At 70.8% G+C, this 26,144-nt stretch carries 21 protein-coding genes; 12 read left to right on the top strand and 9 right to left on the bottom strand.

From position 1 onward, the window contains the following. A partial coding sequence (locus G3I19_RS17300; protein WP_164264518.1) for an XdhC/CoxI family protein occupies positions 1-754 on the top strand: 754 nt, incomplete at its 5' end. A gap of 90 nt (positions 755-844) precedes the next feature. On the opposite strand, the gene G3I19_RS17305 is transcribed toward G3I19_RS17300, so the two are convergent. Beyond that, entirely contained in the window at positions 845-3,211 is a 2,367-nt protein-coding gene (locus tag G3I19_RS17305; protein WP_164264519.1) for a transglycosylase domain-containing protein, read from the bottom strand. A 278-nt stretch (positions 3,212-3,489) separates the two neighbouring features. Between G3I19_RS17305 and G3I19_RS17310 the strand changes: the two genes are divergently transcribed. From G3I19_RS17310 to G3I19_RS17330, 5 genes are all read left to right on the top strand, one after another. Next, the gene (locus G3I19_RS17310; protein ID WP_164264520.1) at positions 3,490-4,182 is read left to right on the top strand and encodes an ABC transporter ATP-binding protein; all 693 of its coding nucleotides are present in this window, start codon (positions 3,490-3,492) and stop codon (positions 4,180-4,182) included. After that, complete coding sequence (locus tag G3I19_RS17315; protein WP_164264521.1) at positions 4,179-6,503, top strand: FtsX-like permease family protein; 2,325 nt, start codon at positions 4,179-4,181, stop codon at positions 6,501-6,503. The genes G3I19_RS17310 and G3I19_RS17315 overlap by 4 nt, the downstream gene beginning before the upstream one ends. Before the next feature lie 126 nt (positions 6,504-6,629). Further along, positions 6,630-7,154: a PadR family transcriptional regulator gene (locus G3I19_RS17320; RefSeq protein WP_164264522.1), complete on the top strand. Its 525-nt coding sequence runs from the start codon at positions 6,630-6,632 to the stop codon at positions 7,152-7,154. After that, positions 7,151-7,837: an ABC transporter ATP-binding protein gene (locus G3I19_RS17325; RefSeq protein WP_164264523.1), complete on the top strand. Its 687-nt coding sequence runs from the start codon at positions 7,151-7,153 to the stop codon at positions 7,835-7,837. The genes G3I19_RS17320 and G3I19_RS17325 overlap by 4 nt, the downstream gene beginning before the upstream one ends. After that, positions 7,834-10,137 (top strand): FtsX-like permease family protein, encoded by a 2,304-nt coding sequence (locus G3I19_RS17330; RefSeq protein WP_164264524.1) that lies wholly within the window; start codon positions 7,834-7,836, stop codon positions 10,135-10,137. The genes G3I19_RS17325 and G3I19_RS17330 overlap by 4 nt, the downstream gene beginning before the upstream one ends. A gap of 51 nt (positions 10,138-10,188) precedes the next feature. On the opposite strand, the gene G3I19_RS17335 is transcribed toward G3I19_RS17330, so the two are convergent. Then, positions 10,189-11,097 carry a hydrogen peroxide-inducible genes activator gene (locus G3I19_RS17335; protein ID WP_343235128.1) on the bottom strand — a complete coding sequence of 303 codons (909 nt, stop codon included), beginning with the start codon at positions 11,095-11,097 and terminating at the stop codon, positions 10,189-10,191. 194 nt (positions 11,098-11,291) lie between these two features. Here G3I19_RS17335 and G3I19_RS17340 point away from each other — a divergent pair, with 194 nt between their 5' ends. Further along, on the top strand, positions 11,292-11,846 hold the full coding sequence (locus G3I19_RS17340; RefSeq protein ID WP_164264525.1) for a peroxiredoxin: 555 nt from the start codon (positions 11,292-11,294) through the stop codon (positions 11,844-11,846). A gap of 12 nt (positions 11,847-11,858) precedes the next feature. Then, positions 11,859-12,395, top strand: a complete 537-nt coding sequence (locus G3I19_RS17345; protein ID WP_164264526.1) for an alkyl hydroperoxide reductase — start codon at positions 11,859-11,861, stop codon at positions 12,393-12,395. Positions 12,396-12,493: 98 nt separating this feature from the next. On the opposite strand, the gene G3I19_RS17350 is transcribed toward G3I19_RS17345, so the two are convergent. The 4 genes from G3I19_RS17350 to G3I19_RS17365 all read right to left on the bottom strand — a co-directional run bounded on the left by G3I19_RS17350 (position 12,494) and on the right by G3I19_RS17365 (position 17,727). Next, entirely contained in the window at positions 12,494-13,906 is a 1,413-nt protein-coding gene (locus tag G3I19_RS17350; RefSeq protein WP_164264527.1) for an AI-2E family transporter, read from the bottom strand. A 110-nt stretch (positions 13,907-14,016) separates the two neighbouring features. Then, on the bottom strand, positions 14,017-14,727 hold the full coding sequence (locus G3I19_RS17355; RefSeq protein WP_164264528.1) for a transglycosylase SLT domain-containing protein: 711 nt from the start codon (positions 14,725-14,727) through the stop codon (positions 14,017-14,019). Positions 14,728-15,186: 459 nt separating this feature from the next. Further along, positions 15,187-16,509: a PhoH family protein gene (locus G3I19_RS17360; RefSeq protein ID WP_164264529.1), complete on the bottom strand. Its 1,323-nt coding sequence runs from the start codon at positions 16,507-16,509 to the stop codon at positions 15,187-15,189. Positions 16,510-16,965: 456 nt separating this feature from the next. Then, positions 16,966-17,727, bottom strand: coding sequence for an isoprenyl transferase (locus G3I19_RS17365; protein WP_164264530.1), 762 nt, complete (start codon positions 17,725-17,727; stop codon positions 16,966-16,968). Positions 17,728-17,943: 216 nt separating this feature from the next. Between G3I19_RS17365 and mgrA the strand changes: the two genes are divergently transcribed. After that, entirely contained in the window at positions 17,944-18,981 is a 1,038-nt protein-coding gene (mgrA, locus tag G3I19_RS17370; RefSeq protein WP_164264531.1) for an L-glyceraldehyde 3-phosphate reductase, read from the top strand. A gap of 151 nt (positions 18,982-19,132) precedes the next feature. Here the strand turns inward: mgrA and G3I19_RS17375 are convergent, their stop codons facing one another. The 3 genes from G3I19_RS17375 to G3I19_RS17385 form a co-directional block, all read right to left on the bottom strand. Beyond that, on the bottom strand, positions 19,133-19,852 hold the full coding sequence (locus G3I19_RS17375) for an A24 family peptidase (protein WP_164264532.1): 720 nt from the start codon (positions 19,850-19,852) through the stop codon (positions 19,133-19,135). Positions 19,853-19,899: 47 nt separating this feature from the next. Further along, positions 19,900-20,658 (bottom strand): class I SAM-dependent methyltransferase, encoded by a 759-nt coding sequence (locus G3I19_RS17380; RefSeq protein WP_164264533.1) that lies wholly within the window; start codon positions 20,656-20,658, stop codon positions 19,900-19,902. Between the two features lie 109 nt (positions 20,659-20,767). Continuing rightward, on the bottom strand, positions 20,768-21,145 hold the full coding sequence (locus tag G3I19_RS17385) for an STAS domain-containing protein (protein ID WP_164264534.1): 378 nt from the start codon (positions 21,143-21,145) through the stop codon (positions 20,768-20,770). A 484-nt stretch (positions 21,146-21,629) separates the two neighbouring features. On the opposite strand from G3I19_RS17385, the gene G3I19_RS17390 reads away from it, so the two are divergent. The 3 genes from G3I19_RS17390 to G3I19_RS17400 all read left to right on the top strand — a co-directional run. Continuing rightward, positions 21,630-22,007: a VOC family protein gene (locus G3I19_RS17390; protein WP_164264537.1), complete on the top strand. Its 378-nt coding sequence runs from the start codon at positions 21,630-21,632 to the stop codon at positions 22,005-22,007. Between the two features lie 136 nt (positions 22,008-22,143). Next, positions 22,144-25,440, top strand: a complete 3,297-nt coding sequence (locus G3I19_RS17395) for a right-handed parallel beta-helix repeat-containing protein (RefSeq protein ID WP_343235129.1) — start codon at positions 22,144-22,146, stop codon at positions 25,438-25,440. 84 nt (positions 25,441-25,524) lie between these two features. Next, positions 25,525-26,144, top strand: a 620-nt coding sequence (locus G3I19_RS17400; RefSeq protein ID WP_164264535.1) for a S8 family serine peptidase, incomplete at its 3' end; no start/stop codon positions are given.

Raw genomic sequence — 26,144 nt, forward strand, 5'->3', positions numbered from 1 at the left:
CGGCGACGCGGTGGCGCTGGCCCGGGTCATCGACGGGCCGGGACAGACCGCCGCCGGCGGCGGGGTGCTGATGGTGCGGCCCGACGGTACGGCCGAGGGCGCGCTCGGTTCGGCCGACGACTCCGGGCTCGCCGCGCAGGCCCGGGCGCTGCTCGGCCTCGGGCGGACCGGGACGTGTGCGGTGCCGGAGAGTTCGGCGCGGTGCGGCGGCGACGTCACCCTGTTCGTGGAGTCGTCCGTGCCGCCCGCGCGGATGATCGTGTTCGGGGCGGTGGACTTCGCGGCCGCGCTGGTGCGGGTGGGCAAGCTGCTCGGCTTCCATGTGACCCTCTGCGACGCACGCGGGGTGTTCGCGACACCGGCCAGGTTCCCCGACGCGGACGAGGTGGTGGTCGAGTGGCCGGACCGCTATCTGCGCGACACCGTCACCGACGAGCGCACCGTGCTGTGTGTGCTCACGCACGACTCCAAGTTCGACGTGCCGCTGCTGGAGGTCGCCCTTCGGCTGCCGGTCGCGTACGTCGGCGCGATGGGCTCGCGCCGCACCCATGAGGACCGGCTCCGCAAGCTGCGGGAGGCCGGGGTCGGCGAGCGGGACCTGGCGCGGCTGCGCTCCCCGATCGGCCTGGACACCGGCGGGCGTACGTCGGAGGAGACGGCTGTCTCCATCGGTGCGGAGATCGTCGCCGTGCTCCGGGGCGGCAGCGGGGTGCCGCTGAGCGGTGGCAGGGGGCCGATCCACGGGGCGGCGTAGCGGACAGAGAGACCGAACAGGGAGACGGAGCAGGACCGGCCGGGCCGGTCCTGCTCCGTCTCCCTGTTCGGTCCTGCTCCGTCGTCGGTCCTACCAGCCGCCCAGCGTCCCGTTCGACGTGCCGTTGCTGGTGCCGTTGTTGGTGCCGGTCCCGGAGTCGGCGCCGCCCGTCGTCGGGTCACCGCCGCCTCCGGTGGACGACGTACCGCTGTTCGTACCGCCGTCGGTCGTCGGGTCGCCACCGCCTCCGGTGGACGACGTACCGCTGTTCGTACCGGTCCCGGAGTCGGTGCCGCCTGTGCCCGTACCGCTGTGGCCCGGGTCGGGGGAGTGCGACGGCGGGGGCGCCTGGGACGACGGCGGCGGGGTCGACGGGGACGGCGGCGGGGTCGACGGCGACGGGGGCGGCGTGGACGGGGACGGCGGCGCGGTCGGCTGGACCGCCGCACCCTGATCGGTGTCCAGGCTGAACTTGCTCGGCTTCAAGTCGAGACCGAAGGTGTACGCCGCCCAGATCTCGGCGGGGAAACCACCACCGTTGACCCGGGTGCCGCTGCCCGCAGCGCCGCTGATGGTGACCTGGGCGCCCGCCTGGATCTTCTTGCCGTCCTCCACGCGTGGTTTGGCCGCCTCACCGAAGAGGCCGACCGATGTCACCAGGTTCGGGGTGTAGCCGGTGAACCAGGCGGACTTGTTGTTGTCCGACGTACCGGTCTTGCCCGCGACCTGCTGCGCCTTGTTCTTGACGACCGCACCGGTGCCCTCGTCGACCACGCCCGTCAGGACCGAGGTCACCGCGTCCGCCGTCTGCGGGCTGATCACCTGGTCGCCGATCGCCTTCTGCGGCTTGAACGGCTCCCTGTTGGGGTGGGTGGCCGACTTCACGATCGTCGGGGTGACCTTCTTGCCGTGGTTGTCGAAGGTCGCGTAGATCCCGGCCATCTCCATCGGGCTCGCACCGTAGGAGCCGAGAGTCATCGCGGGCACCGCCTGCGCGTTCTTCAGGGAGCTCATGCCGAGGTCGACGCCGAGCTTCCTGACCTTGTCGAGGCCGACGTCGACACCCATCTGAGCGAACACCGAGTTGACGGAGTTGTTCATGGCCGTCTGGACGGTGATCGGGCCGTAGTTCTGGTTGTCCTCGTTGGGCGGCGCGAAGCCGACCTTGTTGCCGTTGGCGTCCACCACCGGGCGGCGGCTGTCACCGTCGTAGATGGTGTTCGCCTGGATCGGCAGGTCCTTCTGCGTCTTGGCGCCGGACTCCAGGGCCGCCGCGAGGATCAGCGGCTTGAAGGTGGAGGCGGGCTGGTAGTCGACGCGCTTGGCGTTGCTGTACTCGTGCTTGAGGTAGTCCTGGCCGCCGTAGAGCGCCTCGACCGCGCCCGTGTGCGGATCGACCGAGACAGCGCCCGCCTGGATGTCGGCGTCGACCACGTTCTGCTTGGGGTGCAGTTTGTCGGTCAGCTGCTTACGGAGCGTCTTCTCCAGCTCGGCCTGCTTCTTCGGGTCGATGCTGAGCGTGACCGTCCAGCCGCCGGCGTCGATCTGCGCCTCGGAGATGCCCTGGGCCTCCAACTCCTGGTTGGCGGCCTTGACCAGATATCCGGTCTCGCCCTTCAGTCCCTTGTCGGGCCTGGGCTTCTGCGGGATCTGGAACTTCTGCTCGGCGCGCTTGCCCGGGTCGAGCCACTTCTTCTCGACCATGTTGTTCAGCGTGTACGCCCAGCGCTCCTGGACCAGCTTCTTGCCCTCGGCCGTCGCGGACGACCAGTCGTACTGGCTCGGCGCCTGGAGCAGCGAGGCGAGGTAGGCGCCCTGGCTCACGTTCAGCTTCCTGGCGTCGATCCCGTAGTACGCCTGGGACGCGGCCTGGATGCCGAAGGCACCCCGGCCGTAGTAGCTGGTGTTGATGTACCCGGCGAGGATCTTCTCCTTGGAGAACTTCCGGTCGATCTTGAGGGAGACCACCAGCTCCTTGAGCTTCCTGGTCACCGTCTGGTCGGAGCTGAGGTAGTAGTTCTTGACGTACTGCTGGGTGATCGTCGAGCCACCCTGCTTCCGGCCCTGGACGGTGTTGTAGAGCCCTCGGGCGGTGCCCTTGAAGTCGACTCCGTGGTCCTGGTAGAAGGTCTTGTTCTCGGCGGCGACGAAGGCGTGCTGAACGTCGAGCGGGACCTGCGCGAGGTCGACCTTCTCCCGGTTCACCTTGCCCGTACGGGCGATCACCTTGCCGTTGCTGAGCTTGTAGACGTTGCTCTGCAGCTCGGCGTCGGCGTTCGCCGTCGGCACCGGCACATAGAGATAGAACGCGACGAACGCGCCCATCACCAGCAGGCAGAACACGAAGAAGCCGCCCAGGACCTTCTTCCAGGTGAAGAAGCGGCGTATCCCGCTCTTCGTGGATTTGGCCCGGCGCGCCCCGCGCTGCCGGGCTCGTCGATCGTCCGCACGGCCCATCGCTCTGTGACTCCGCCTTCTCTCACCCAGACCAGCTGTCGAAAGCTAACACCGCTTCCTGAGCACCTTTGGACAGGGAGTGCCCCAATGGGCCCTTTCCGCACGTGACAATCAGCACCTGTGTCATAGGGAACCGACGATCAGAAGGCCCGCAAGGTTGCCACTACGGGCCGATCTCCCTTGCGAGTTGACCGGATCACCCCTGATTGTCATGGTTTTTTGGCACTATGCACCCCCGGTATACACAGCAGGTATACGTAGTGCGTATAGTCCTGGCCATGCCATCCCAGCCTGCGTTGCTCAGCGCAACCGATCTTCACAAGGTCTACGGATCGACTCCCGCCCTGGACGGCGCGGACTTCGCCATCACGCCCGGCGAGATCGTCGCGGTGATGGGCCCGTCCGGGTCCGGCAAGTCGACGCTGCTGCACTGCCTGGCCGGGATAGTGAGCCCGGACTCCGGGACCGTGCGGTACGCGGACCACGACCTCACCGCGATGAACGACGTGGGCCGCAGCGCCCTGCGCCGTACGGACTTCGGCTTCGTCTTCCAGTTCGGCCAGCTCGTCCCCGAGCTGACCTGCGTCCAGAACGTCGCGCTGCCGCTGCGGTTGAACGGCGTCAAGCGCAAGGAGGCCGAGCGTACGGCGCAGGAGTGGATGGACCGCCTTGAGGTCGCCGAACTGGGCCACAAGCGCCCCGGCGAGGTCTCCGGCGGACAGGGCCAGCGCGTGGCCATCGCCCGCTCCCTGGTCACCGGCCCGCGGGTGCTCTTCGCCGACGAGCCGACCGGCGCACTCGACTCCCTCAACGGCGAGCGCGTGATGGAGCTGTTCACCGAGGCGGCCCGCTCCACCGACGCCGCCGTCGTCCTCGTCACCCATGAGGCCAGGGTCGCCGCCTACTCGGACCGTGAGGTCGTCGTACGCGACGGCAAGTCCCGCGACCGCTTCGCGCAGTACGCGGCATGAGCAGGACCGACGACCTCGCCCTGGGTGTCCGGTTCGCGGTGACCGGCGGCCGGGAGACCTGGGCGCGCACCACGCTCACCGCCGTCGGGGTCGCACTCGGGGTGGCCCTGCTCCTCGCCGCGTCCTCGCTGCCGAACGCGGTGAGCACCCAGTCGGCGCGCGAGCACGCCCGCACCCTCTCGGCACCCACGAAGCCGGTCCCGCGCGGTGACACGACACTGCTGTACGGGCACGCCGAGGGCGAGTACCACGGCGAGGCCCTGAACGGCTATCTGCTGCGCGCCGACGGCGGCCACCCGATCCTCCCGCCCGGTACCGGCGCCATCCCCGCCCCCGGCACGATGCTGGTGTCACCCGCCCTCAAGGAGCTGCTGGACTCGGGCGACGGCAAGCTGCTGCGCGAGCGCCTCCCGTACCGGATCACCGGAACCATCGGCCCGTCCGGGCTGAGCGATCCGGGCGAGCTGTACTACTACGCGGGCAGCTCCACCCTCACGACGCACACCGGGGCCCACCGGATCGCGCGCTTCGGGGGCGGACCGCTGAGCCCGCCGCTCTCCTCCCAGCTCGTCGTGCTCACCCTCCTGGGCTGCGTCGTCCTGCTCACCCCGGTGGCCATCTTCATCGCCACCGCGGTGCGCTTCGGCGGCGACCGCCGTGACCGCAGGCTCGCCTCGCTGCGGCTGGTCGGCGCGGATGTCCGGATGACCCGGCGGATCGCGGCGGGCGAGGCGTTCGCCGGGGCCGTCATCGGGGTGCTGCTCGGCTGGGTGGTCTTCCTGGCGGGCCGGCAGTTCATCGGCGGCGTACGGCTCTGGAAGATGTCCGCCTTCCCGTCCGACCTGGCCCCGATGCCCGCGCCGGCGGCGCTGATCTCGCTGGCCGTGCCGGTGTCGGCGGTCTTCGTCACCCTCCTCGCGATGCGGTCGGTGACCGTGGAGCCGCTCGGTGTCGCCCGGCAGGGCGCCACCCGCCGCCGCCGCTTCTGGTGGCGGCCGGTGGTCCCGGCCGTCGGTCTCGGGGTGCTGCTGACCGCGGGCCGGATCACCGGCGCGGACGCCTCCGTCAATCCGTACCCGATCATGGCCGGCGCCGTGCTGGTGCTGGTCGGGCTGACCACGCTGCTGCCCTGGGTGGTCGAGGCGGTCGTCGCCCGGCTGCGGGGCGGCCCCGTCCCGTTCCAGCTGGCCACCCGCAGGCTCCAGTTGAGCAGCGGATCGGCGGCCCGCGCGGTCAGCGGCATCACGGTCGCCGTCGCCGGCGCGGTCGCGCTCCAGATGTACTTCGCCGGTCTGCACGACGACTTCACCAGGACGACGAACCAGGACCCGAGCCGCGCCCAGATGCACATCGACGCGAGCTATCCCAGCGCCGTGCGGGCCCGGCAGATGATCCACGCCTTCCGGGACACCAAGGGCGTCGAAGCGGTCATCGGCACCATCGAGTCCTACGCCGACAAGCCCGGCCGCGACCCCGACCCGAACGCGATGGGCCCCTGGCCCACCACCATCGTCACCGTCGGCGACTGTCCGACCCTGCGCGAGCTGGCCCACCTGCCCTCCTGTGCGGACGGCGACACCTTCGTCGCCCACATCGAGGGGCAGCGGGAGATGAACGACTGGGTCGACAAGACCGTACGGCCGGGCGGCAGGCTCAACGTCGGCCGCGACGACAAGCCGGTCCTGTGGACGCTCCCGAAGGACTCCCCCACCGTCCTGGCGCGCCCCGACCCGATGGGCGAGAAGCGCAACGGCATCCTCGTCACACCGTCCGCGATCAGCGCCGACCGGCTCCCGGAAGCCGAGACGCGTGCCCTGGTCAAGGTCGACCACTCGGTGCCGGACGCCGCGGAGTACGTACGCAACACCGCGGCCCGCATCGACCCGGTCATGCGCGTGTGGGACATCACCGTGGTCGACCGCGACGAGAGTTACGCGAGCATCGAGAACGGGCTGCTCGCGGGCGCGGCCGCGACCCTGGCCCTGATCGCCGCCTCCATGCTGGTCTCCCAGGTGGAGCAGTTGCGCGAGCGCAGGAAACTGCTGTCGGTCCTGGTGGCCTTCGGCACCCGCCGCCCCACCCTGGGCTGGTCGGTGCTCTGGCAGACCGCGATCCCGGTGGTGCTCGGCCTGGCGCTCGCCGTCGCCGGCGGTCTCGGGCTGGGCTTCGCGCTGCTGCGGCTGATCGGCAAGTCCGTGACGGACTGGTGGGGTTTCCTCCCGCTGGCCGGCGCCGGAGGCGGTCTGATCCTGCTCGTGACGCTGCTGAGCCTTCCTCCGCTGTGGCGCCTGATGCGCCCCGACGGCCTCCGTACCGAATGAGACCCGTACCCGGATCAGTCAAACCCGCACCGAAGCTCTGCGCCGTACCGAGGACTCCGTAGCGAGGACTCCGTACCGAGGACTCCGTACCGCAGACCCCGTACCGCAGAAGAAAGGCCATCCGACATGTCCATCGGCCACACCCTGCTCGGCATCCTGGAGTCGGGGCCGCGCCACGGCTACGACCTCAAGCGCGCCTTCGACGAGAAGTTCGGCCACGACCGGCCGCTGCACTACGGGCAGGTCTACTCGACCATGTCCCGGCTCCTGAAGAACGGTCTCGTCGAGGTCGACGCCATGGAGGCCGGCGGCGGTCCCGAGCGCAAGCGGTACGCGATCACCGACGCCGGCGTCAGCGATGTCGACCAGTGGCTCGCCACACCGGAGAAGCCCGAGCCGTACCTCCAGTCGACGCTCTACACCAAGGTCGTACTGGCCCTGCTCACCGGGCGCCCGGCCGCCGATCTGCTGGACACCCAGCGCTCCGAGCATCTGCGGCTGATGCGCGTCCTCACCGACCGCAAGCGCCGCGGTGACCTCGCCGACCAGCTGATCTGCGACCACGCCCTCTTCCACCTCGAAGCCGATCTGCGCTGGCTCGAACTGACGGCGGCACGCCTCGGCCAGCTCGCCGAGGAGGTCGGCCCATGACCCCCGCCGGTTCACTGCTGTACGCCGACGCCCTGCACAAGGCGTACGGTCCGACCGCCGCGCTCGACGGCGCCGCGTTCTCCGTCCACGCGGGCGAAGTGGTCGCGATCATGGGGCCTTCGGGCTCCGGCAAGTCGACGCTGCTGCACTGCCTCGCCGGGATCGTCCGCCCCGACTCGGGATCCGTCACGTACCAGGGCCGGGAGCTGTCCGCGATGCCGGACGCCGAGCGGAGCGCCCTGCGCCGCGGTGAGTTCGGCTTCGTCTTCCAGTTCGGCCGGCTCGTCCCCGAGCTGACCTGCACGGAGAACGTCGCGCTTCCACTGCGGCTGAACGGCGTCAAGCGCAAGGAGGCCGAGCGCACGGCGCAGGAGTGGATGGACCGCCTGGAGGTCGCCGAGCTGGGGCACAAGCGCCCCGGCGAGGTCTCCGGCGGACAGGGCCAACGCGTGGCGGTGGCCCGCTCCCTGGTCACCGGCCCGCGGGTGATCTTCGCCGACGAGCCGACCGGCGCACTCGACTCCCTCAACGGCGAGCGCGTGATGGAACTGCTGACCCAGGCGGCCCGCTCCACGAACGCGGCGGTCGTCCTCGTCACCCACGAGCCCCGCGTCGCCGCCTACTCGGACCGTGAGGTCGTCGTACGCGACGGCAGGTCCCGCGATCTGGAGCACCTCGTATGAGCTGGACGCAAGACCTCACGATGGGCATGAAGTTCGCTGTCGGCGGGGGCCGCGAGGGCTGGACCAGGACGCTGCTGACCGCGGTCGGTGTGGGCCTCGGAGTGGCGCTGCTGCTGATCACCACCTCGATACCGAGCGCGCTCGCCGCCCGGGACGCGCGGGAGAACGACCGCAACGACTTCGGCGCGGTCATGATCGACAAAGCGGCCGACAACACCCTGCTCCTGGGGGTCGCGGACACCGTGTACAAGGGTGTCGACGTCCGCGGCCGGCTGGTGCGCGCCGAGGGCCCCGATGCGCCGCTGCCCCCGGGCACGCACGCGCTGCCGGGCGACCACGAGATGCTGGCGTCACCCGCGCTGCGCAGGCTGCTGGCGTCGGACAAGGGCGCGCTGCTGCGTGAGCGCCTCCCGTACCGGATCACCGGCACCATCGCCGACGCCGGTCTGAGCGGCCCGAACGAACTGGCCTACTACGCGGGCGACAAGCACCTCGCGCTGGACGAAGCCGGCTCGGTGCGGCGCATCACCGGCTTCGCTCATCTGCCGCCCCGTGACGCCATGGACCCGGTCCTGCAACTGCTCGTCGTGATCATCTTCGTGGTGCTGCTGATGCCGGTGGGTGTCTTCATCGCGGCAGCCGTGCGCTTCGGCAGCGACAGCAGGGACCGCAGGCTCGCCGCGCTGCGGCTGGTGGGTACGGACTCCCGGATGACCCGGCGTATCGCGGCCGGCGAGGCGCTGGCCGGCTCCTTGCTGGGGGTGCTCTTCGGCGCGGGGTTCTTCCTGACCGGCCGGGCGTTCGTCGGCGACATCGACGTGGCGGGGATCAACCTCTTCCCCGCCGACCTGGACCCGAGCGCGGCGCTGGCCGTCCTGGTCGTACTCGCGGTGCCCGCGGCGGCCGTCGCGGTCACCCTGCTCGCACTGCGCGGTGTGGTCATCGAGCCGCTCGGGGTCGTCCGGACCTCGGTCCCGCGCCGCCGCCGGATCTGGTGGCGGGTGCTCCCGCCGGTCGCCGGACTCGCCCTGCTGGTGCCGATGCTGGGCAAGGGACGCGACTCGGGCCACTTCAACAGCACCCTGGTGATCGGTGGCAGCGTGCTGCTGCTGGTCGGTGTGACGGCGCTGCTGCCCTGGCTGATCGAGGCCGTGGTGAACCGCCTGGGCGGCGGCAGCACCGCCTGGCAACTGGCCGTCCGCAGGCTCCAGATGACGAGCGGCACCGCCGCCCGGCTCGTCAACGGCATCGCCGTCGCGGTCGCCGGCGCCATCGCGCTCCAGATGCTGTTCGCGGGGATCGACGGCGACTACAGCAAGGAGACCGGGGCCGACACCTCACGCGCCCAGATGATCGTCCAGAGCGACTTCACCAAGACCCGGACGGCCGACGCGCTGCGCTCCACGCGCGGCGTACGGGACGTGCTCACGGTCAGCAGGGCCACCGCCGGGAGGACGAAGAACGCCGAGCAGACCAGCGATCTGTACAGCGGCGACTGCGCGGCGCTCCGGACCCTGGCCGCTCTCCCGTCCTGCGAGAACGGCGACGTGTTCATCGCCACCGGCGGCTGGGACCACAGCCTCACGAAGATCGCCGGGCCCGGCAGACGGCTGTTCATCAACTCGCCCTTCGACGACCGGCACGACCGCACCCTCACCTGGACCATCCCGGCCAGCACCCGCACGGTGCAGGTCACGGCCGACCCGGCCGGCCAATCCGGCGCGGGCGGCATACTGCTCACGCCGGGGGCGCTCCCCGCGCTGCGCCACCTTCCCCTGGTCAACACGGACTACATCTCGCTCGACCCTTCGCAGCCGGACGCAACCGACCTGGTCCGTAACACCGCGGCGAAGGTCAACCCGCTGACCATGGTCGACGCCCTGCACGAGGTACGCGAGGACAACCGCTTCGCGAGCGTCCGCAAGGGCCTGTACATCGGTGCGGCCGCGGTGCTGCTGCTGATCGGCGCGAGCCTGCTCGTCTCGGTCCTGGAGCAACTGCGCGACCGCCGGAAGCTGCTGGCCGCCCTGACGGCCTTCGGCACCCGCCGCTCCACGATGAGCTGGTCGGTGCTGTGGCAGACGGCGGTCCCGGTCGCGCTGGGTCTGGTGCTCGCCACGGGGGTGGGCCTGGGGCTCGGCTCGGTCCTGCTCGACATGGTGGGTCACCCGGTCACGGTCGACTGGGCCGCGGTCGCGGCGATGGCCGGGATCGGGGGCGGCGTGGTCGTGCTGGTGACGCTGCTCAGCCTGCCGCCGCTGTGGCGGCTGATGCGGCCGGAGGGGCTGCGTACGGAGTAGCCGCCGGCCGTGAGGGGGCGGGGGCACTGCACCGGTGCGGCCCCCGCCCCCTCAGGCCAGCCAGACCGGCAGCGGCCGCACCGCTTCCCGCAGCGCAGCGGCGAACGCGGTGAACTCCTCCTGGCGCGCCGCCCCGGCCCGCATCGCCAGCGCGATCCGCCGCATCGGCGCGGGCTCCGCGAAGTACGCGGTGGCCAGCTGCTCGTTGCGCCCGGTCTCCACCCGTACCGCCGTACGCGGCAGCAGCGTCACACCGAGCCCGCCGGCCACCAGCTGGACCAGGGTGGAGAGCCCGGCTGCGGTGGTCGTCACCGGTACGCCGTCGGCGCGGCCCGCCTCCCGGCAGATGTCCAGCGTCTGGTCCCGCAGGCAGTGCCCTTCGTCGAGCAGCAGCAGATCCAGCTCACGCAGGGCGTCCCGCGGGATGTCCGCCCGACCGGCCAGCCAGTGCTCGCGCGGGGTGACCAGGACGAACTCCTCCTCGAACAGGGGCAGTTCCTCGACCCCCGGCATCCCGAGCGGCACCGCGAGCAGCAGCAGGTCGAGCCGCCCGGCGGTCAGCCCGTCGAGCAGCGACGAGGTCTGCTCCTCGTGCACCTGGAGGTCGAGGTCCGGATACTCGCGGTGGACGAGCCGCAGCACCGTCGGCAGCAGATACGGGGCGACGGTGGGGATCACTCCGAGCCTGAGCACCCCGGTGAAGGGCGCCCGTACCGCGTCGGCCTCGTCCATCAGCTCACCGACGGCGTCGAGCACCGCCCCGGCCCGCACCGCGAGCCGCTCCCCCGCGGGCGAGAGCAGCACCTTGCGGGTGGTCCGTTCAAGGAGCTGGACGCCGAGGGCCTCCTCCAGCGCCGAGACGGCACCCGACAGGGCGGGCTGGCTCATGCCGATCGCGGCGGCCGCGTCCCGGAAGTGCAGATGCTCCGCGACGGCCGCGAAGGCACGCAGCTGCGCCACGGTGGGCTGCTTCCCCTTGGGGGCGGTTCGGCCCGCATGTATGCCCGTATATATGTGGGTCACTGATAGGCACCTCCGATCACGGGAACCAAGTCTAGCTATTTCTGTGATCAATGGATCCTGTGTCACTCTGTAACCCGTCCAACCCCACAGGAACGCCCCAAAAGGGAATTCCGCAGCTGCAAGGAGAGTACGTGCTCACTGTCGGTGACCAGTTCCCCCAGTTCGACCTGACCGCCTGTGTGTCGCTGGAGAGCGGCAAGGAGTTCGCGCAGATCGACCACAAGACCTACGAAGGCAAGTGGAAGATCGTCTTCGCGTGGCCCAAGGACTTCACCTTCGTGTGCCCGACCGAGATCGCCGCCTTCGGCAAGCTGAACGAGGAGTTCGCCGACCGCGACGCCCAGGTCCTCGGCTTCTCCGGTGACTCCGAGTTCGTGCACCACGCCTGGCGCAAGGACCACCCGGACCTCACCGACCTGCCCTTCCCGATGATGGCCGACTCGAAGCACGAGCTCATGCGTGACCTCGGCATCGAGGGCGAGGACGGCTTCGCGCAGCGCGCCGTCTTCATCGTCGACCAGAACAACGAGATCCAGTTCACGATGGTGACCGCCGGATCCGTGGGCCGTAACCCCAAGGAGGTCCTGCGGGTCCTCGACGCCCTGCAGACCGACGAGCTGTGCCCCTGCAACTGGACCAAGGGCGAGAACACCCTGGACCCGGTCGCGCTCCTCTCGGGCGAGTGAGCTGATTCCACGATGTCACTCGACGAACTGAAGTCCGCCGTACCGGACTACGCCAAGGACCTGAAGCTGAACCTCGGTTCGGTGATCGGCAACAGCGACCTGCCGAAGCAGCAGCTGTGGGGCACCGTCCTCGCCTGCGCCATCGCCTCGCGCTCGCCGCTGGTGCTGCGCGAGCTGGAGCCCGAGGCCAAGGCGAACCTCTCCCCCGAGGCGTACACCGCGGCCCGGTCCGCGGCGGCCGTCATGGCGATGAACAACGTCTTCTACCGGACCCGGCACCTGCTGTCGGACCCGGAGTACGGGACGCTCCGCGCGGGTCTGCGGATGAACGTCATCGGCAACCCCGGTGTGGAGAAGGCCGACTTCGAGCTGTGGTCGCTGGCCGTCTCCGCGATCAACGGCTGCGGCCAGTGCCTCGACTCGCACGAGCAGGTGCTCCGCAAGGCGGGCGTGGACCGCGAGACCATCCAGGAGGCGTTCAAGATCGCCGCCGTCCTGCAGGCGGTCGGCGTGACACTCGACGCCGAGGCCGTACTGGCCCAGCAGTAGAGGCCGTACCGGCCCAGCAGTAACACGGAGTTCACGAAAGCCCCGGTGATGTGCACAGACGCACCACCGGGGCTTTTCGCGCCTGCGCTACCCCTGCCTCACTCGGGGATCTCGGTCCCGAGCACCGGCGCCGTGACATCCGCCGCCGGCTCCGGGCCCGGCTCAGGCTCCGCAGCGGGCCCGGACTCCCGCGGCGCGGGAGACGGCGCCGCCGGGGGGTCGTCCTGGCGGCGGGGCGCCGCCCTCATGGCGGTCTCCGTGCTGTACGCCCGGAGGTAGCCGACCACCGTATTGGTCACCGCCACCAGCGGAACCGCCACCACCGCTCCGCCGATTCCGGCGATCATGCCACCCGCCGCCACCGAGAGGACCACCGCCAGCGGATGGACCCGCACCGCCCGGCCGAGGATGAACGGCTGGAGCACATGGCCCTCGATCTGCTGCACGGCGAGCACCACGATCAGCACCATCAGCGCCGTGAACGGGCCCTGGGTGACCAGCGCGACGACCACCGCGAGCGCGCCGGACATCACGGCGCCCACCAGCGGGATGAACGCGAACAGGAAGATGAAGACGGCCAGCGGCACGGCCAGCGGCACATCGAGGAAGAAGAGCCCGAGCCCGATGAAGATGGCGTCGATCAGCGCCACTATCACCGTGCCGCGCACATACGCGGTCAGCGTCCGCCAGGCGCGCGGCCCGGCGCCCGCGACCCCCGGACGCGCCTGCGCCGGGACGAGCTTGAGCATCCACTGCCAGATGCGTGCCCCGTCGTACAGCAGGAAGAGCGTCGAGAACATCGCCAGCAGCGATCCGGTGAGGAACTCCACCATCACCGTGACGCCCTGCAGACCGGCCGAGGTGATCTCGTTCGTGTTGGTGCCGACGGTGTCGCTCAGGTTCTTGGCGATCTCGTTGATCTGCTTGTCCGTCACATGGAAGGGGCTGTGCAGCAGCCAGCGCCGCAGCTCCTGGATGCCTTCCTGGACCCGGCTGGAGACCGTGTCCAGGTTCTCCATCACCTGCCAGACCACGAACCAGCCGACCAGGCCCATGATGACGAAGCCGAGGATCGCGGTCAGCGCGGTGGCGAGGCCGCGCGGCAGGCCGTGCCGCCGCAGCCTGGCGACGGTCGGCTGGAGCAGCGCGGTGACGAGCAGCGCGGCGACGAACGCGAGGACGACCAGCTGGATGGCGCTGATGACCCGCATCAGCACCCAGAGGGTCCCCGCGAGGACGAGGAGCCGCCAGCCCGCCTCGGCCGCCACCCGCATGCCCCACGGCACGGCGGCCACCGGATCGGGGCGGGCCGCGACGGCGGGCGCGTAGTCCGGGGGCGGCGGCACCTGGCCGGGCGCCGGGTGGCTGTCGGCCCCGTCGGCGGTGTGCGGGCCCTGCGTTCCGGCGGCGACGCCGTCCGCTTCGTCCACCGAGCGGCGTTCCTCCAACTTTTCACCCAGGTGGGTGAGTTCGGAGCCCACGCGTTCCAGCCAGTCAGGCAGTTTCGACATGCTGTTCCTCTTCCCCCGACCGCGCGCCTCATCCGGAGCCGACCGTAACGCATGGAGCCCCCCACCGAAGGACGGCGGGGGGCTCCATGGAGTTGAGCGGACGAGCCGCTCTAATACCAGCTGTTGGCCTGCCAGAACGACCACGCACCACAGGGGCTCTGGTAGCGGCTGTTCATGTAGTTCAGGCCCCACTTTATCTGCGTGGCCGGGTTGGTCTGCCAGTCGGCGCCCGCGGACGCCATCTTCGAACCAGGGAGAGCCTGGACGAGACCGTAGGCACCGGAACCGGCGTTGACCGCCTTGTAGTTCCAGCCGGACTCATGGCTCACGATGTTGCTGAAGCACTGGAACTGGTCGGACGGCATCATCTGCCGTGCCATGGCCTGGACCTGTGCGGCCGTGTACGACCCCTGGGACGAGAAGCTGCTGGCGTCACGGACCGAGGAGCGGCTGGATTCCAGCTTCTTCTCCTCAGCACGCTTCTTCGCGGCTTCCTTGGCCTTGGCAACCGCCTCGTCGGCAGCTTCCTTCTTGGTCTTGGCGTCCTTGGCGGCCTGGATACGGGCCGACTCCTCCGCGGACTTCTTCGCTGCCGCGTCGGCCTGCACCGCCTGGGTGTCTGCCTGCTCGGTCAGCGACGCAACCTGGGCCTGCTGGCCGTCAGGAATGTCTGCGAGAGTCGTCGTGTCCGCGGCGGAGGCTGCATCGATGTTGTCGCCTGCGGGCATCGTGCTGCCCGATGCGACGCCGACAACTGCTCCTACGGTGGTGACCGCAGTGGCTGACGCCACGGCGAATCCCCGGACCGAAATCCGGCTCACACGGTTTCCTTCCAGCAGCGACCGCTCGTGACCTCGCGGACGCAATCGTGCCCCTGGCGCGGTCCTCCCTGGCGTACAGGTCACGGGAGGCACTGACCCGGTGAGCAACTCCCTTACGGAAGTGGCGCGTGGTACTCGGGCGGCATACGGCGGCAAGTGTTGAGTTGTGTGGTGCTGCACCCCTGAGGGTGTACGTGTGCCGTATGCGGGGCCTGACGGAAGCAAGACTCTGCCCGAACCCCACGCTTCAAGGCAAACGTCGGCAGAGTGTTAAAGCTCACACCCCGTTTGGCGCACGAGTTTTCTGGAGATTGCTGCGCAACAGAGAGCCGCCCGGCTAGGCTCCTGCGCCTTGCCGGGCGGCTTCAACGGCCCCTACCGTAACGGCAGGTGTCTGGCAATACTCCGGACGAAGTCTGTCCGTCGGACACCCCGTCGGACAGCCCCCGCCGACAGCCCCTAGAGCTGTCCGTCCTCCAGCATTTCGGTCACCAGTGCGGCGATCTGGGAACGCTCGGAGCGGGTGAGAGTGACGTGGGCGAAGAGCGGATGCCCCTTCAGTTTCTCCACGACGGCGACCACTCCGTCGTACCGGCCCACCCGCAGGTTGTCCCGCTGGGCGACGTCGTGGGTCAGCACGACCCGCGAGTTCGAGCCAATCCTGGAGAGCACCGTCAGCAGGACGTTCCGCTCCAGTGACTGGGCCTCGTCCACGATGACGAACGCGTCATGGAGTGAGCGGCCCCTGATGTGAGTGAGCGGCAGGACTTCGAGCATGCCCCGGCCGACCACTTCCTCGATCACGTCCCGGCTCGTCACCGAGGAGAGGGTGTCGAAGACCGCCTGCGCCCAGGGCCCCATCTTCTCGGACTCGGAGCCGGGCAGATAGCCCAGTTCCTGCCCGCCGACCGCGTACAGCGGACGGAAGACCATCACCTTCTGGTGCTGCCTGCGTTCGAGGACGGCTTCAAGCCCCGCGCAGAGCGCGAGTGCCGACTTGCCGGTGCCGGCCCGGCCGCCCATCGAGATGATGCCGATGTCCGGATCGAGGAGCAGATCGAGCGCGATGCGCTGCTCGGCGCTGCGGCCGTGCAGCCCGAAGGCTTCGCGGTCACCCCGTACGAGCTTCACATTGCCCTCGGCCGTGATCCGGCCCAGCGCCTTGCCGCGCTCGGACTGGAGGACCAGGCCGGTGTGCACGGGCAGCTCGGCTGCCTCCGGTACGTACAGGGTGTCCTCGGAGAACAGGAGGTCCACCTGGTCGGGTGAGAGGGCCAGTTCGCTCATCCCCGTGTAGCCGGAGTCCGTGATCGCCAGTTCGGCGCGGTACTCCTCGGCGAGGAGCCCCACGGACGACGCCTTGATGCGCAGCGGCAGGTCCTTGGAGACGACGGTGACGTCGAACCCTTCGGCCTGGAGGTTGCGGGCGACGGCGAGGATGCGTGAGTCGTTGTCCCCGAGCCGGTAGCCGGCCGGGAGCACGCTGGGATCCGAGTGGTTGAGTTCGACACGGAGGGTCCCGCCGAGCTCGCCCATGGGAAGAGGGGCGTCGAGGCGTCCGTACCTCACCCGGAGGTCGTCCAGCAGGCGCAGTGCCTGCCGGGCGAAGTAGCCGAGCTCCGGATGGTGCCTCTTGGCCTCCAGTTCCGTGACCACGACGATCGGGAGCACGACCTCGTGCTCGTCGAACCGGGTCATGGCGTTGGGATCGGCCAGCAGGACGCTGGTGTCAAGAACGTAAGTGCGCCTGTCGGGCATGCGGCGCTTAGTACTGGTCACCACGGAAGGACGTACCCCCTTTGGACACAAGCCTGAGGTCGGGGAGCGAAGGCGTCGCGGGCTGCTGGGACCGGGGCGGGCCTCCACCAGCGCGGAAGCCGGACCCGGCCCTCCACGTCGCCCGCACTCACCGCGCGGTCTTCCTGGTGCAAAGGGCCTCCCGGGCGAGCGGACCGGGCCGCTCACTGAGATACGACATCCGTGGACCGGACGTCGACCTGGAAGGGGTATTCCCGCGAACGCCCGCCGCCATGCCATGGCGTACGACCGGTTCCTGCCAGTGGCCGTCCGTACGGGGAGGTTTTCACCCGTGCTCCACCCGTGGCTGACCGGCACGACGTCCGGACGCCACCGGGTGTCCACTACAGGAAAGCGAACGGTTCAGGCCATCACCCGAAAGGGTGCACCGAGTGCATACGAGGGGGCGTGACGGGCGCGGGAGGCTCGGGCGCCGGTGCCTCAGGCGCCGTAGCGCCGGTGGCGGGCCGCGTAGTCGCGCAGCGCCCGCAGGAAGTCGACCTTGCGGAAGGCGGGCCAGAAGACTTCGCAGAAGTAATACTCGGAGTGTGCGCTCTGCCAGAGCATGAACCCGGAGAGCCGCTGCTCCCCGCTGGTGCGGATCACCAGATCCGGGTCGGGCTGGCCGCGTGTGTAGAGGTGCTCGGAGATGCGCTCGACGTCGACGGTCTCCGCCAGCTCCTCGAAGGACGTGCCCTTCTCGGCGTGCTCCAGCAGGAGCGAGCGGACCGCGTCGGCGATCTCCTGGCGGCCGCCGTAGCCCACCGCGACATTGACGAGTATCCCGGTGTTGCCCGTGGTCGCCTCTTCGGCTTCCTTGAGTACCGCCTGGGTGTGGGCCGGGAGCAGATCCAGCGCGCCGACGTGGTGGACCCGCCAGCGGCCGTCGGCCGCGAGACCCCTGACCGTGTCCTCGATGATGCCGAAGAGCGCGGTGAGCTCCTCCTGGGGGCGGTCGAAGTTGTCCGTGGACAGCAGCCAGAGCGTGGCGACCTCGACCTCGGTCTCCGCGCACCAGCCGAGGAATTCGGTGATCTTGTCGGCCCCGGCCTTGTGGCCCTGTGCGGCGGTGCCTCCGGATGCCTTGGCCCAGCGCCGGTTGCCGTCCAGGATGAGTCCGATGTGCTTGGGCACCTGGTCGTGGTCGAGGCGGCCTTCCACCCGACGTGCGTAGAGCCCGTACACCAGGTCGCGCAAGTTCACTGCGATTCACCTCGCGATGTCGTGCCGGACGCCCTGCCCGACGTGCTTTTCCGGCTGTGCTGCACCGGCTGGGGGTCCCGGGAGGCGTCCCCCGGGAAGGCACAGCACTGAGTCCAGAGCTCCGTGCGGTGGCAATCGCCCGAGCCGCCACAGTACTGCGCAGGGGTCATGACAGCCCAACCCGGTCTGTCACAAGTCCGTGATAGGGAGGGCCCTGTGACTGATTCCCTTCGTTATTCCGCCGCTGATGACCGATACGACTCCATGGAGTACCGGCGCAGCGGCCGCAGCGGGCTGAAACTCCCCGCTGTCTCGCTCGGCCTGTGGCACAACTTCGGCGACGACCGCACGCTCGACTCACAGCGCGCGATCCTCCGCCGCGCCTTCGACACCGGCGTCACCCACTTCGACCTGGCGAACAACTACGGCCCGCCGGCCGGTTCCGCCGAGCTCAACTTCGGCAAGCTCTTCGCGCAGGATTTCGCTCCGTACCGGGATGAACTGGTCATTTCGACCAAGGCCGGTTATCTGATGCACCCCGGCCCGTACGGCGAGTGGGGCTCCCGCAAGTACCTGCTGTCCTCGCTGGACGCCTCGCTCTCGCGGATGGGTCTCGACTACGTCGACATCTTCTACTCGCACCGCTTCGACCCGGACACTCCCCTGGAGGAGACGATGGGTGCGCTGGCCTCCGCCGTGCAGCAGGGCAAGGCCCTGTACGTCGGGGTCTCCTCGTACAACAGTGAGCAGACCGCGGAGGCGGCCCGCATCCTCAAGGAGATGGGTGTCCCCGCGCTCATCCACCAGCCCTCGTACTCCATGATCAACCGCTGGACCGAGGACGACAGGCTGCTCGACACCCTGGAGACGGCCGGTATGGGCTGCATCTCCTTCGTCCCGCTCGCGCAGGGCCTGCTCACCGGCAAGTACCTGCAGGGCATCCCGGAGGGCTCGCGCGCCACCCAGGGCAAGTCCCTGGACCCGCAGCTGCTCTCGGACGAGGTCGTGCGCCGGCTCAACGGGCTCAACGAGATCGCGAAGCGGCGCGGGCAGTCCCTGGCGCAGCTGGCGCTCAACTGGGTGCTGCGCGATCCGCGGATGACCTCGGCGCTCATCGGTGCCTCCAGCGTGAAGCAGCTGGACGAGAACGTGGCGGCCCTCGCCGCGGCCCCGCTCACCGCCGACGAGCTGACGGAGATCGACTCGTTCGCCGTGGACACCGCGGGCACCAACATCTGGGCCGGCCGGAGCTGACAGCTCCTGGGGCGCGGAGGTGCGGGGGTGCGGGGGCAGAAAAAAACGGGCCGGTCCGTGGGGGGGGATACGGACCGGCCCGAGGGGGGGTTTCCACCATAACCCTTCGTAAGTCGAGTTGGGGCCACGCCGTGCCCCGGGTGTTCCGGGATTACGCTCCGAAACCGCCGAGCAGCAGACCGGTGAGGGCGCCCGCCACCATGAAGGGGCCGAACGGCATCGCGCTCTTGCGGCCCGCGCGCCCCCGCAGGATCAGCGCCACCCCGTACAGCGCGCCGTAGACGAACCCCGCGAACGTGCCGAGCAGCAGGACCCCCCAGCCGTACCAGCCGAGGGCAAGCCCGAGACCGGCCGCCAGCTTGACGTCGCCGAATCCCATCCCGTTCGGGTTGATGAGGAAGAGCACGAAGTAGCCGCCGCCCAGGGCGAGTCCGCCGAGCAGGGCGCCCGTCCAGGAGCCCCGCGCGCCGGGCAGCAGCGCCGCGGCACCCAGCAGGGCGGCGGTCGCCGCTGCGATGGGCAGGGTGAGGACGTCGGGCAGCCGCTGCACCGCACGGTCCACCAGCGCCAGCAGGACGAGGGCGGGCGCCAGCAGCACCCAGACGCCCGCTTCGGGTACGGGCCCGGCCGCGGCGGCGAGCGCGGCGCAGCACAGGGCGGTGACCGTGGCGGTGACCGGTGTGCTGGGCCCGTACCACCCTGCGGTACCGCGCGCCTGGCCGAGCCAGCCCGCGATGGGCCGCCCGGCCGGCGTGGTGGTGTGCCACGGGGTCCCGGCCGCCACCGCGAGCCGGTAGGCGGGGCGCGGCAGCAGAGTCCCCACGGCGGCGCCGAAGCAGGCGGCGAGTACGACGATCAGCGCGGCAGACACCCGGCGAGTTTAGACCGCACGGGTCAAGGGGGGCCGGGCTCAGGGCGTCACCGCGGCTTGCGGGCCTCGATCAGGAAGCGCGTCGTGTGCGCGAGGAACGGCCCCTCGGCCTCGATCTGCTCGTGCAGGGCCCGCAGCTGCGGCAGATACGCCTCGGTGGTGAAGCCGGGCACCATCCAGACCACCTTGCGCAGGAAGTAGATGACAGCGCCGATGTCGAAGAACTCGGTGCGCAGGCTCTCCAGCCGCAGATCGATCACGTCGAGGCCCGCCGCCACCGCCGCCGCGCGCGCGGCCTGCGGGTCGCGGCCCTTGCGCGCCTCGGGCTGCGGGCCGAGGAAGTACTCGACGAGTTCGAAGACGCTGGCCGGGCCGACCTCCTGGGAGAAGTAGGTGCCGCCGGGCGCGAGCACCCGGGCGATCTCCTGCCAGTGGGCCTTCACCGGGTGCCGGCTGACGACCAGGTCGAAGGCCGCGTCGGCGAAGGGCAGCGGCGGCTCGTCCGGGTCGGCCACCACGGCGGCCCCCAGCGGATGCAGCAGGGCGGTTGCCTTGGCCACGTTCGGCGGCCATGCCTCGGTGGCCACGGTCAGCCGCGGCAGCTCCGCCACCCCGGCCAGCACCTCACCGCCGCCGGTCTGGATGTCGAGAGCGGCCGAGGCCCGGCCCATCCGCTCCCCCATCGCACGGGCGTAGCCCCACGACGGGCGTTCCTCGGTGGCGCGCCCGTCCAGCCAGGAGAAGTCCCAGCCGTCGACGGATACGGAGTCGGCCTCGGCCACCAGCTCTTCAAAGGTCCTGGACATGGAAACCGAGTCTGACAGGCCGGGCGGCGGCCCCGCCAGCGCGTTTACCCCGGCCGGTGGGCCCCGCACGGCACCCGTCCGGCACCCGGCGTCCGCCCGCCCGGATCCTTCAGGCAGAGATCTCGGCCACGGTGGGGCTGCTCGGGAAGTAACCCGCCAGACCCGTGACCCGCAGCATCCGCAGGTGCAGGGCGCGGGTGCAGACCAGGTCGATCGAGCCACCCCGGTCGAGCACCCGCCGTCTGGCGCGGCAGAGCAGCCCCAGTGCGGCGCAGTCGATGAAGGTCGCGGGGCGGAGGTCGACGATCACGCGGGCGCCGTCGGGTGCGGTCGCGGCGTCGGTGCACTCGCGGATGCGGCCGGCGGCGAGGAGGTCGATCTCGCCGCGCAGTTCGACCACGGTGAAGCGCCCCGCGGTGTAACTGCGCACGGCGGGGCCGTTCTCGGTGTTCTCGGTCAGCTCCGTGTGCTTGTCCTTCGCATCCATGACGGACCCCCGGTCGGTCGCTCGGGATCGGTTCGGTCGGCGGCAACGGCCGGGCGGCGGGGGCCGGGGCGACGTGACACACCATAGGAAGCGCCGCGGTGCAGAAACGTGCATGCTTGCCGTGATTCACCTGGCCGGGTGAAGCAGCCGTGAACGGCCGCCCGCCGGAGACGAGTTGCTCGGGCGGTCAGCGGCACGGTGCGGCGGCGCGTGCGGCGGGCGGGTGCGGCGGGCGGGTATGGACCGGCGTACGGCCCGGACCTTAGGCTGGTCCGTACGGCATCGCGCGTCGGTCACCGGCCGGGTGAGGCGTGGAGGTAGCCCGTGAGATGCCCGTTGGAGGCATTCCACAGTGTCGGAATCAGAAGCAGTAGCAGCAACAGAGACAGCAGCAGCGGAAGAAGCGACAACAACAGGGACAGCGGTACCGGAACCAGCATCACAGGCCGGGGCCGATCCGGCATCCCGGCCCTTCCCCGTCGAGCTGAACCACACCATCGTTCCCGCCCGGGACAACCGGGAGTCCGCCGATTTCCTGGCCACCGTGCTGGGCCTGCGGGCCGGGGCCGCATGGGGCCCCTTCGTCCCGGTAGAGCTGAGCAACGGCGTCACCCTGGACTTCGCGACCGTACCGCCGGGGGCGCCGCTCCCCCTCCAGCACTACGCCTTCCTCGTCCCCGAGGAGGCCTTCGACGGGATCTTCGCCAGGATGCGGGCCACCGGTACGGACTTCTACGCCGACCCGCACAAGAAGCAGCCCGGCGAGATCAACCACCTGCACGGCGGCCGGGGCGTCTACTTCATGGATCCCTCGGGGCACGCCATGGAAGTGATCACGCAGCCGTACGGCAACACGGCCTGATCCGGGGCCCCGCGTCCGGCCGACAGCCGCGGTCCGCCGGACGCGGGGCGCAGATCACGCCGTTCGCTCCCTTGGCATGATGGTTCCGGTCGGGCGGCCGTCGGCCGACCGGAGTACCGAGCACGAGGGAGCCCCTGTGGCGCGCCATCTGATCGTCGTGGACCCGGCAGGCGCGGGCGACCACCGCACCATCGGCGAGGCGCTGAACGCGGCGCGCGGCGGCTCGGTGATCAGTGTCAGGGCCGGGCGGTACGACGAGAACCTGGTCGTCACGAAGCTGGTCACCGTCGTGGCCCACGAGCCGGGCGGCGCCGTCGAGATCGCGCCGCGCAGCGGCAGCGCCGTACAGGTGCTCGCCGAGGCCGTGAAGCTCTCCGGGCTGCGGCTGGTCGCGGGCGGGGGCGGCGACGAGGACGAGCCGGTGGTCGATGTACCGCGCGGTCAGGCGGCCCTTGAAGAGTGCGAGGTGTTCGGCAACTCCTGGACAGCCCTGCTCTCCAGGGACGAGGGGTCGCTCGCCATCCGTGACACCACCGTGCGCAATCCGGCGGGCGCCGGGATCGTCGACCTGTCGTCGCGTACCAGCGTCGTCGAGCACTGTGTGCTGGAGCGGCTGGGGAGTTCGGGGATCGTGCTGGGCGAGGACGCGGCCACCGAGGTGCGCGGCTGTACGGTCCGGGACGCCGGGGGCAATGGCGTACTGGCCAACGGCAGGGCGCGCGGCACGTTCACGGATGTCACCGTGGAGCGGACCGTGAAACCCGGTGTCGCCGTGGAGGAGAACGCCACGACCCGGTTCACCCGGGTACGGGCCGTCGACTGCGTGACCGGCTTTCACATATCGACGGCCGCGCAGACCGTCCTGGCCGACTGCGCGGCCACCGGTGCCACCACCCATGGCGTCACCCTGTCGGGCGGCACGGACCCCGAGCTGACCGGGCTGTGTGTCGACCGGCCCGGCGGGCACGGCATCGCGGTCACCGGACGCTCGCGCGGCACGTTCACCGACTCCCGGGTGTCCGGGGCCCGTTCGGCCGGCGTCCTCGTTCAGGACGGCTCGTCCACCGTACTGATCCGGACCGGGGTGACCGGGGGCGCGGCCGACGGCATCCTGCTCACCGGCGCCTGCACCGCCCGCCTCGACCGGGTCACCGTGACGGGCGCCGACGGGCACGGGATCGTCGTCGCGGGCGGTGCGGACCCGGTGCTGCGCCGGGTCGCGGTGGCGGACACCGGCGGGCACGGCATCGACGTACGGGACGGGGCCCGCGGGAAGGCCGAGGCGTGCACGGTGACGTCGGCGGGCGGCTGCGGCATCCGCGCCGCGGATTCCGGCCCCGCTTTCCAGGGCACGGCCGTACGGTCCGCGGCGCGGGCCGGGGTCTCGGTCCTGGCGGGCGGGTCCGTCAGGCTGGTCGACTGCGAGGTCGAGACCTCCGGCACGGACGGGCTCGAAGTGGACGGTGCCGGAGCCGAGTTGACGGCTGTCCGGGTGCGGGTGCGCGGTTCCGGGCGGCACGGGGTGAGCATCGGGGCGGACGCGAGCGCCGAGCTGACCGAGTGCGCGTGCACGGCGGGCGGCGGGGACGGGCTGCGGACGGTGAGCGGGCTCCGGGTGCGCGCCGCCGGGTGCACGGTCACCGGGAACAAGGGCGCGGGCGTACGCCGCGGGTCCACCGCGGGTGAGCTGGTGCTCGACCGGCTGACCAGCGAGGAGAACGGCGAGGCGGACATCACCGGCGAGGGCGGCGGACCGGGCGGCGCCACCGCCGACCCGCGGGGTCCGCTGGCCCGGCTGGACGAACTGGTCGGGCTGCGCGCCGTGAAGGAGCAGGTCGCCACCCTGGTCAATCTCAACCGGCTGGCCGAACGGCGCCGCGAGGCGGGGCTCCCCGTCCCGGCCACCGCCCGCCATCTGGTGTTCGCGGGCCCGCCGGGAACCGGCAAGACCAGTGTGGCGCGGCTGTACGGGAGCATCCTCGCGGCGCTGGGGGTCCTGCGGTCCGGTCATCTGGTCGAGGTGGCCCGCGCCGACCTGGTGGCGAAGGTCGTCGGCGGCACCGCCATCAAGACCACCGAGGTCTTCGAAGAGGCCCTGGGCGGTGTGCTGTTCATCGACGAGGCGTACACGCTGACCCAGGGCGGCTCATCGGGCGGCGGTGCGGACTTCGGGCGGGAGGCGGTCGACACCCTGGTGAAGCTGATGGAGGACCACCGCGACGACGTGGTGGTCATCGCGGCCGGCTACTCGTCCGAGATGCACACCTTCCTGGCCTCCAACCCGGGCCTGGCGTCCCGTTTCAACCGTACGGTCGAGTTCGAGAACTACACGGTCCCCGAGCTGATCACCATCGTCCGGATGCTGTGCGAGCAGAACCGCTACACGCTGGGCGACGAGACCGAGCGGGCGCTGGCCGTGCACTTCGAGCGGATGCACAAGGACGCCTCGTTCGGCAACGCGCGCGCGGCCCGCAAGGTCTTCGAGGAGCTCATCGACCGGCAGGCGCTGCGGCTCGCCGCGATGCCGGAGGTCTCCGACGACGACCTGACCACGCTGCTCCCGTCGGACGTGGGCGAACAGGCGGCAGCGGCGATCGGCGCGGGTGAGAGCGGCCCCGCCGACACCGCCAGGATCGACGCGGTCATGGCGGAACTGGCGTCGCTGGTGGGCCTCGACGACGCCAAGGCGCAGGTGCAGGACCTGGTCAATCTGCTGGCGACGGCCCGCAGACGGCAGGCTGCCGGGCTGCCCGCCCCTTCGGTCGGCCACCATCTGGTCTTCACCGGCCCGCCCGGCACCGGGAAGACGTCGGTGGCCCGGCTGTACGGGGAACTCCTCGGCGCACTGGGGGTGCTGCCGCGCGGCCAGCTGATCGAGGTGGCGCGGGCTGACCTGGTGGGCCGCTATGTCGGGCACACCGCGCAGCTCACCCAGGAGGTCTTCGCGCGGGCGCGCGGCGGTGTGCTCTTCGTGGACGAGGCGTACGCGCTGACCCCGGCGGGCGGCTCGGGCTCGGACTTCGGGCAGGAGGCGGTCGACACCCTGGTGAAGCTGATGGAGGACCACCGGGACGACACCGCCGTGGTGGTCGCGGGTTACGAGCGCGAGATGGACCGCTTCCTCGGCTCCAACCCCGGTCTCGGCTCCCGCTTCTCGCGCCGGGTGACGTTCGGCGCGTACTCGGCGGAACATCTGGTGGAGATCGTGCGGCGCCAGTGCGAACGCGACGGGTACGACTGCGCGCCGGAGACGGTGGCGCGGCTCAGGCAGCACTTCGACGAGGTGGAGCGCGACGAGAACTTCGGCAACGCGAGGTTCGCGCGGAAGGTGCTGGAGTCGATGATGACGCGGCAGGCGGGACGGCTGAGCCGGGAGCCGGACGCGGGCGCGGCGGCGCTGCGGATGCTGCTGCCGGAGGACTTGGTGGTGTGAGGCCGGGTCTCGTCTCCGGGCGGGGACAGCTGCCGGGCCGGCCGATCCCGCGGCCGTCCCGGTCCGGTCGATAGGATCATGAGCATGTCGCCCCGCCCCGCACAACTCCCGGCCGCAGCCGCCCTCGTCGTGCTCTTCGCGGGTGCCGCCACCGTCGTGGGAGCGGCCGCTCCCGCCGCGGCCGAAGGCTCCGCGACACTGCCCGCGGTCTCCTCCGCCCCGCCCGCGGCGGGCGGCTGTGTCCGGCCGTCGAAGAAGCACTCCGATCTGACGCCCTGGCCGCAGCGGTACATCGCGCCCTCCAGGGCCTGGCCGTCGGCGCGCGGCGCGGGGGTGACCGTGGCCGTGGTCGACACCGGGGTCGATGCGGGCGGGGCGCCCGCGCTGGCCGGGCGGGTGACGGCCGGGCCCGATGTCGTGTCGGGCGGCACCGCCGGGAAGGACTGCATCGGGCACGGCACGTTCGTGGCGGGGATCATCGCGGCCGCGCAGAAGCCCGGCGTCGGCTTCGCGGGGGTGGCACCCGCCGCGAAGATCCTGGCGGTCCGGGTGACCGGCAAGGACGGTTCCGCCACCGCGGACCATGTGGCGGCCGGGATCCGGGCGGCGGTGGCGGGCGGAGCACGGGTGGTGGATGTGCCGCTGGCGCTGACCCGCGGCAGTGCCTCGCTCACCTCGGCCGTACGGGATGCGGTACGGCACGA

Source organism: Streptomyces sp. SID10853, from assembly GCF_010548145.1.
Classification (GTDB): Bacteria; Actinomycetota; Actinomycetes; order Streptomycetales; family Streptomycetaceae; genus Streptomyces.

Excerpts from the sequence above, each read along its gene's own strand:
- G3I19_RS17305 (WP_164264519.1), bottom strand. The coding sequence starts at position 3,211 with ATGGGCCGTGCGGACGATCGACGAGCCCGGCAGCGCGGGGCGCGCCGG.
- G3I19_RS17310 (WP_164264520.1), top strand. The coding sequence starts at position 3,490 with ATGCCATCCCAGCCTGCGTTGCTCAGCGCAACCGATCTTCACAAGGTC.
- G3I19_RS17315 (WP_164264521.1), top strand. The coding sequence starts at position 4,179 with ATGAGCAGGACCGACGACCTCGCCCTGGGTGTCCGGTTCGCGGTGACC.
- G3I19_RS17320 (WP_164264522.1), top strand. The coding sequence starts at position 6,630 with ATGTCCATCGGCCACACCCTGCTCGGCATCCTGGAGTCGGGGCCGCGC.
- G3I19_RS17325 (WP_164264523.1), top strand. The coding sequence starts at position 7,151 with ATGACCCCCGCCGGTTCACTGCTGTACGCCGACGCCCTGCACAAGGCG.
- G3I19_RS17330 (WP_164264524.1), top strand. The coding sequence starts at position 7,834 with ATGAGCTGGACGCAAGACCTCACGATGGGCATGAAGTTCGCTGTCGGC.
- G3I19_RS17345 (WP_164264526.1), top strand. The coding sequence starts at position 11,859 with ATGTCACTCGACGAACTGAAGTCCGCCGTACCGGACTACGCCAAGGAC.
- G3I19_RS17350 (WP_164264527.1), bottom strand. The coding sequence starts at position 13,906 with ATGTCGAAACTGCCTGACTGGCTGGAACGCGTGGGCTCCGAACTCACC.
- G3I19_RS17380 (WP_164264533.1), bottom strand. The coding sequence starts at position 20,658 with ATGTCCAGGACCTTTGAAGAGCTGGTGGCCGAGGCCGACTCCGTATCC.
- G3I19_RS17385 (WP_164264534.1), bottom strand. The coding sequence starts at position 21,145 with ATGGATGCGAAGGACAAGCACACGGAGCTGACCGAGAACACCGAGAAC.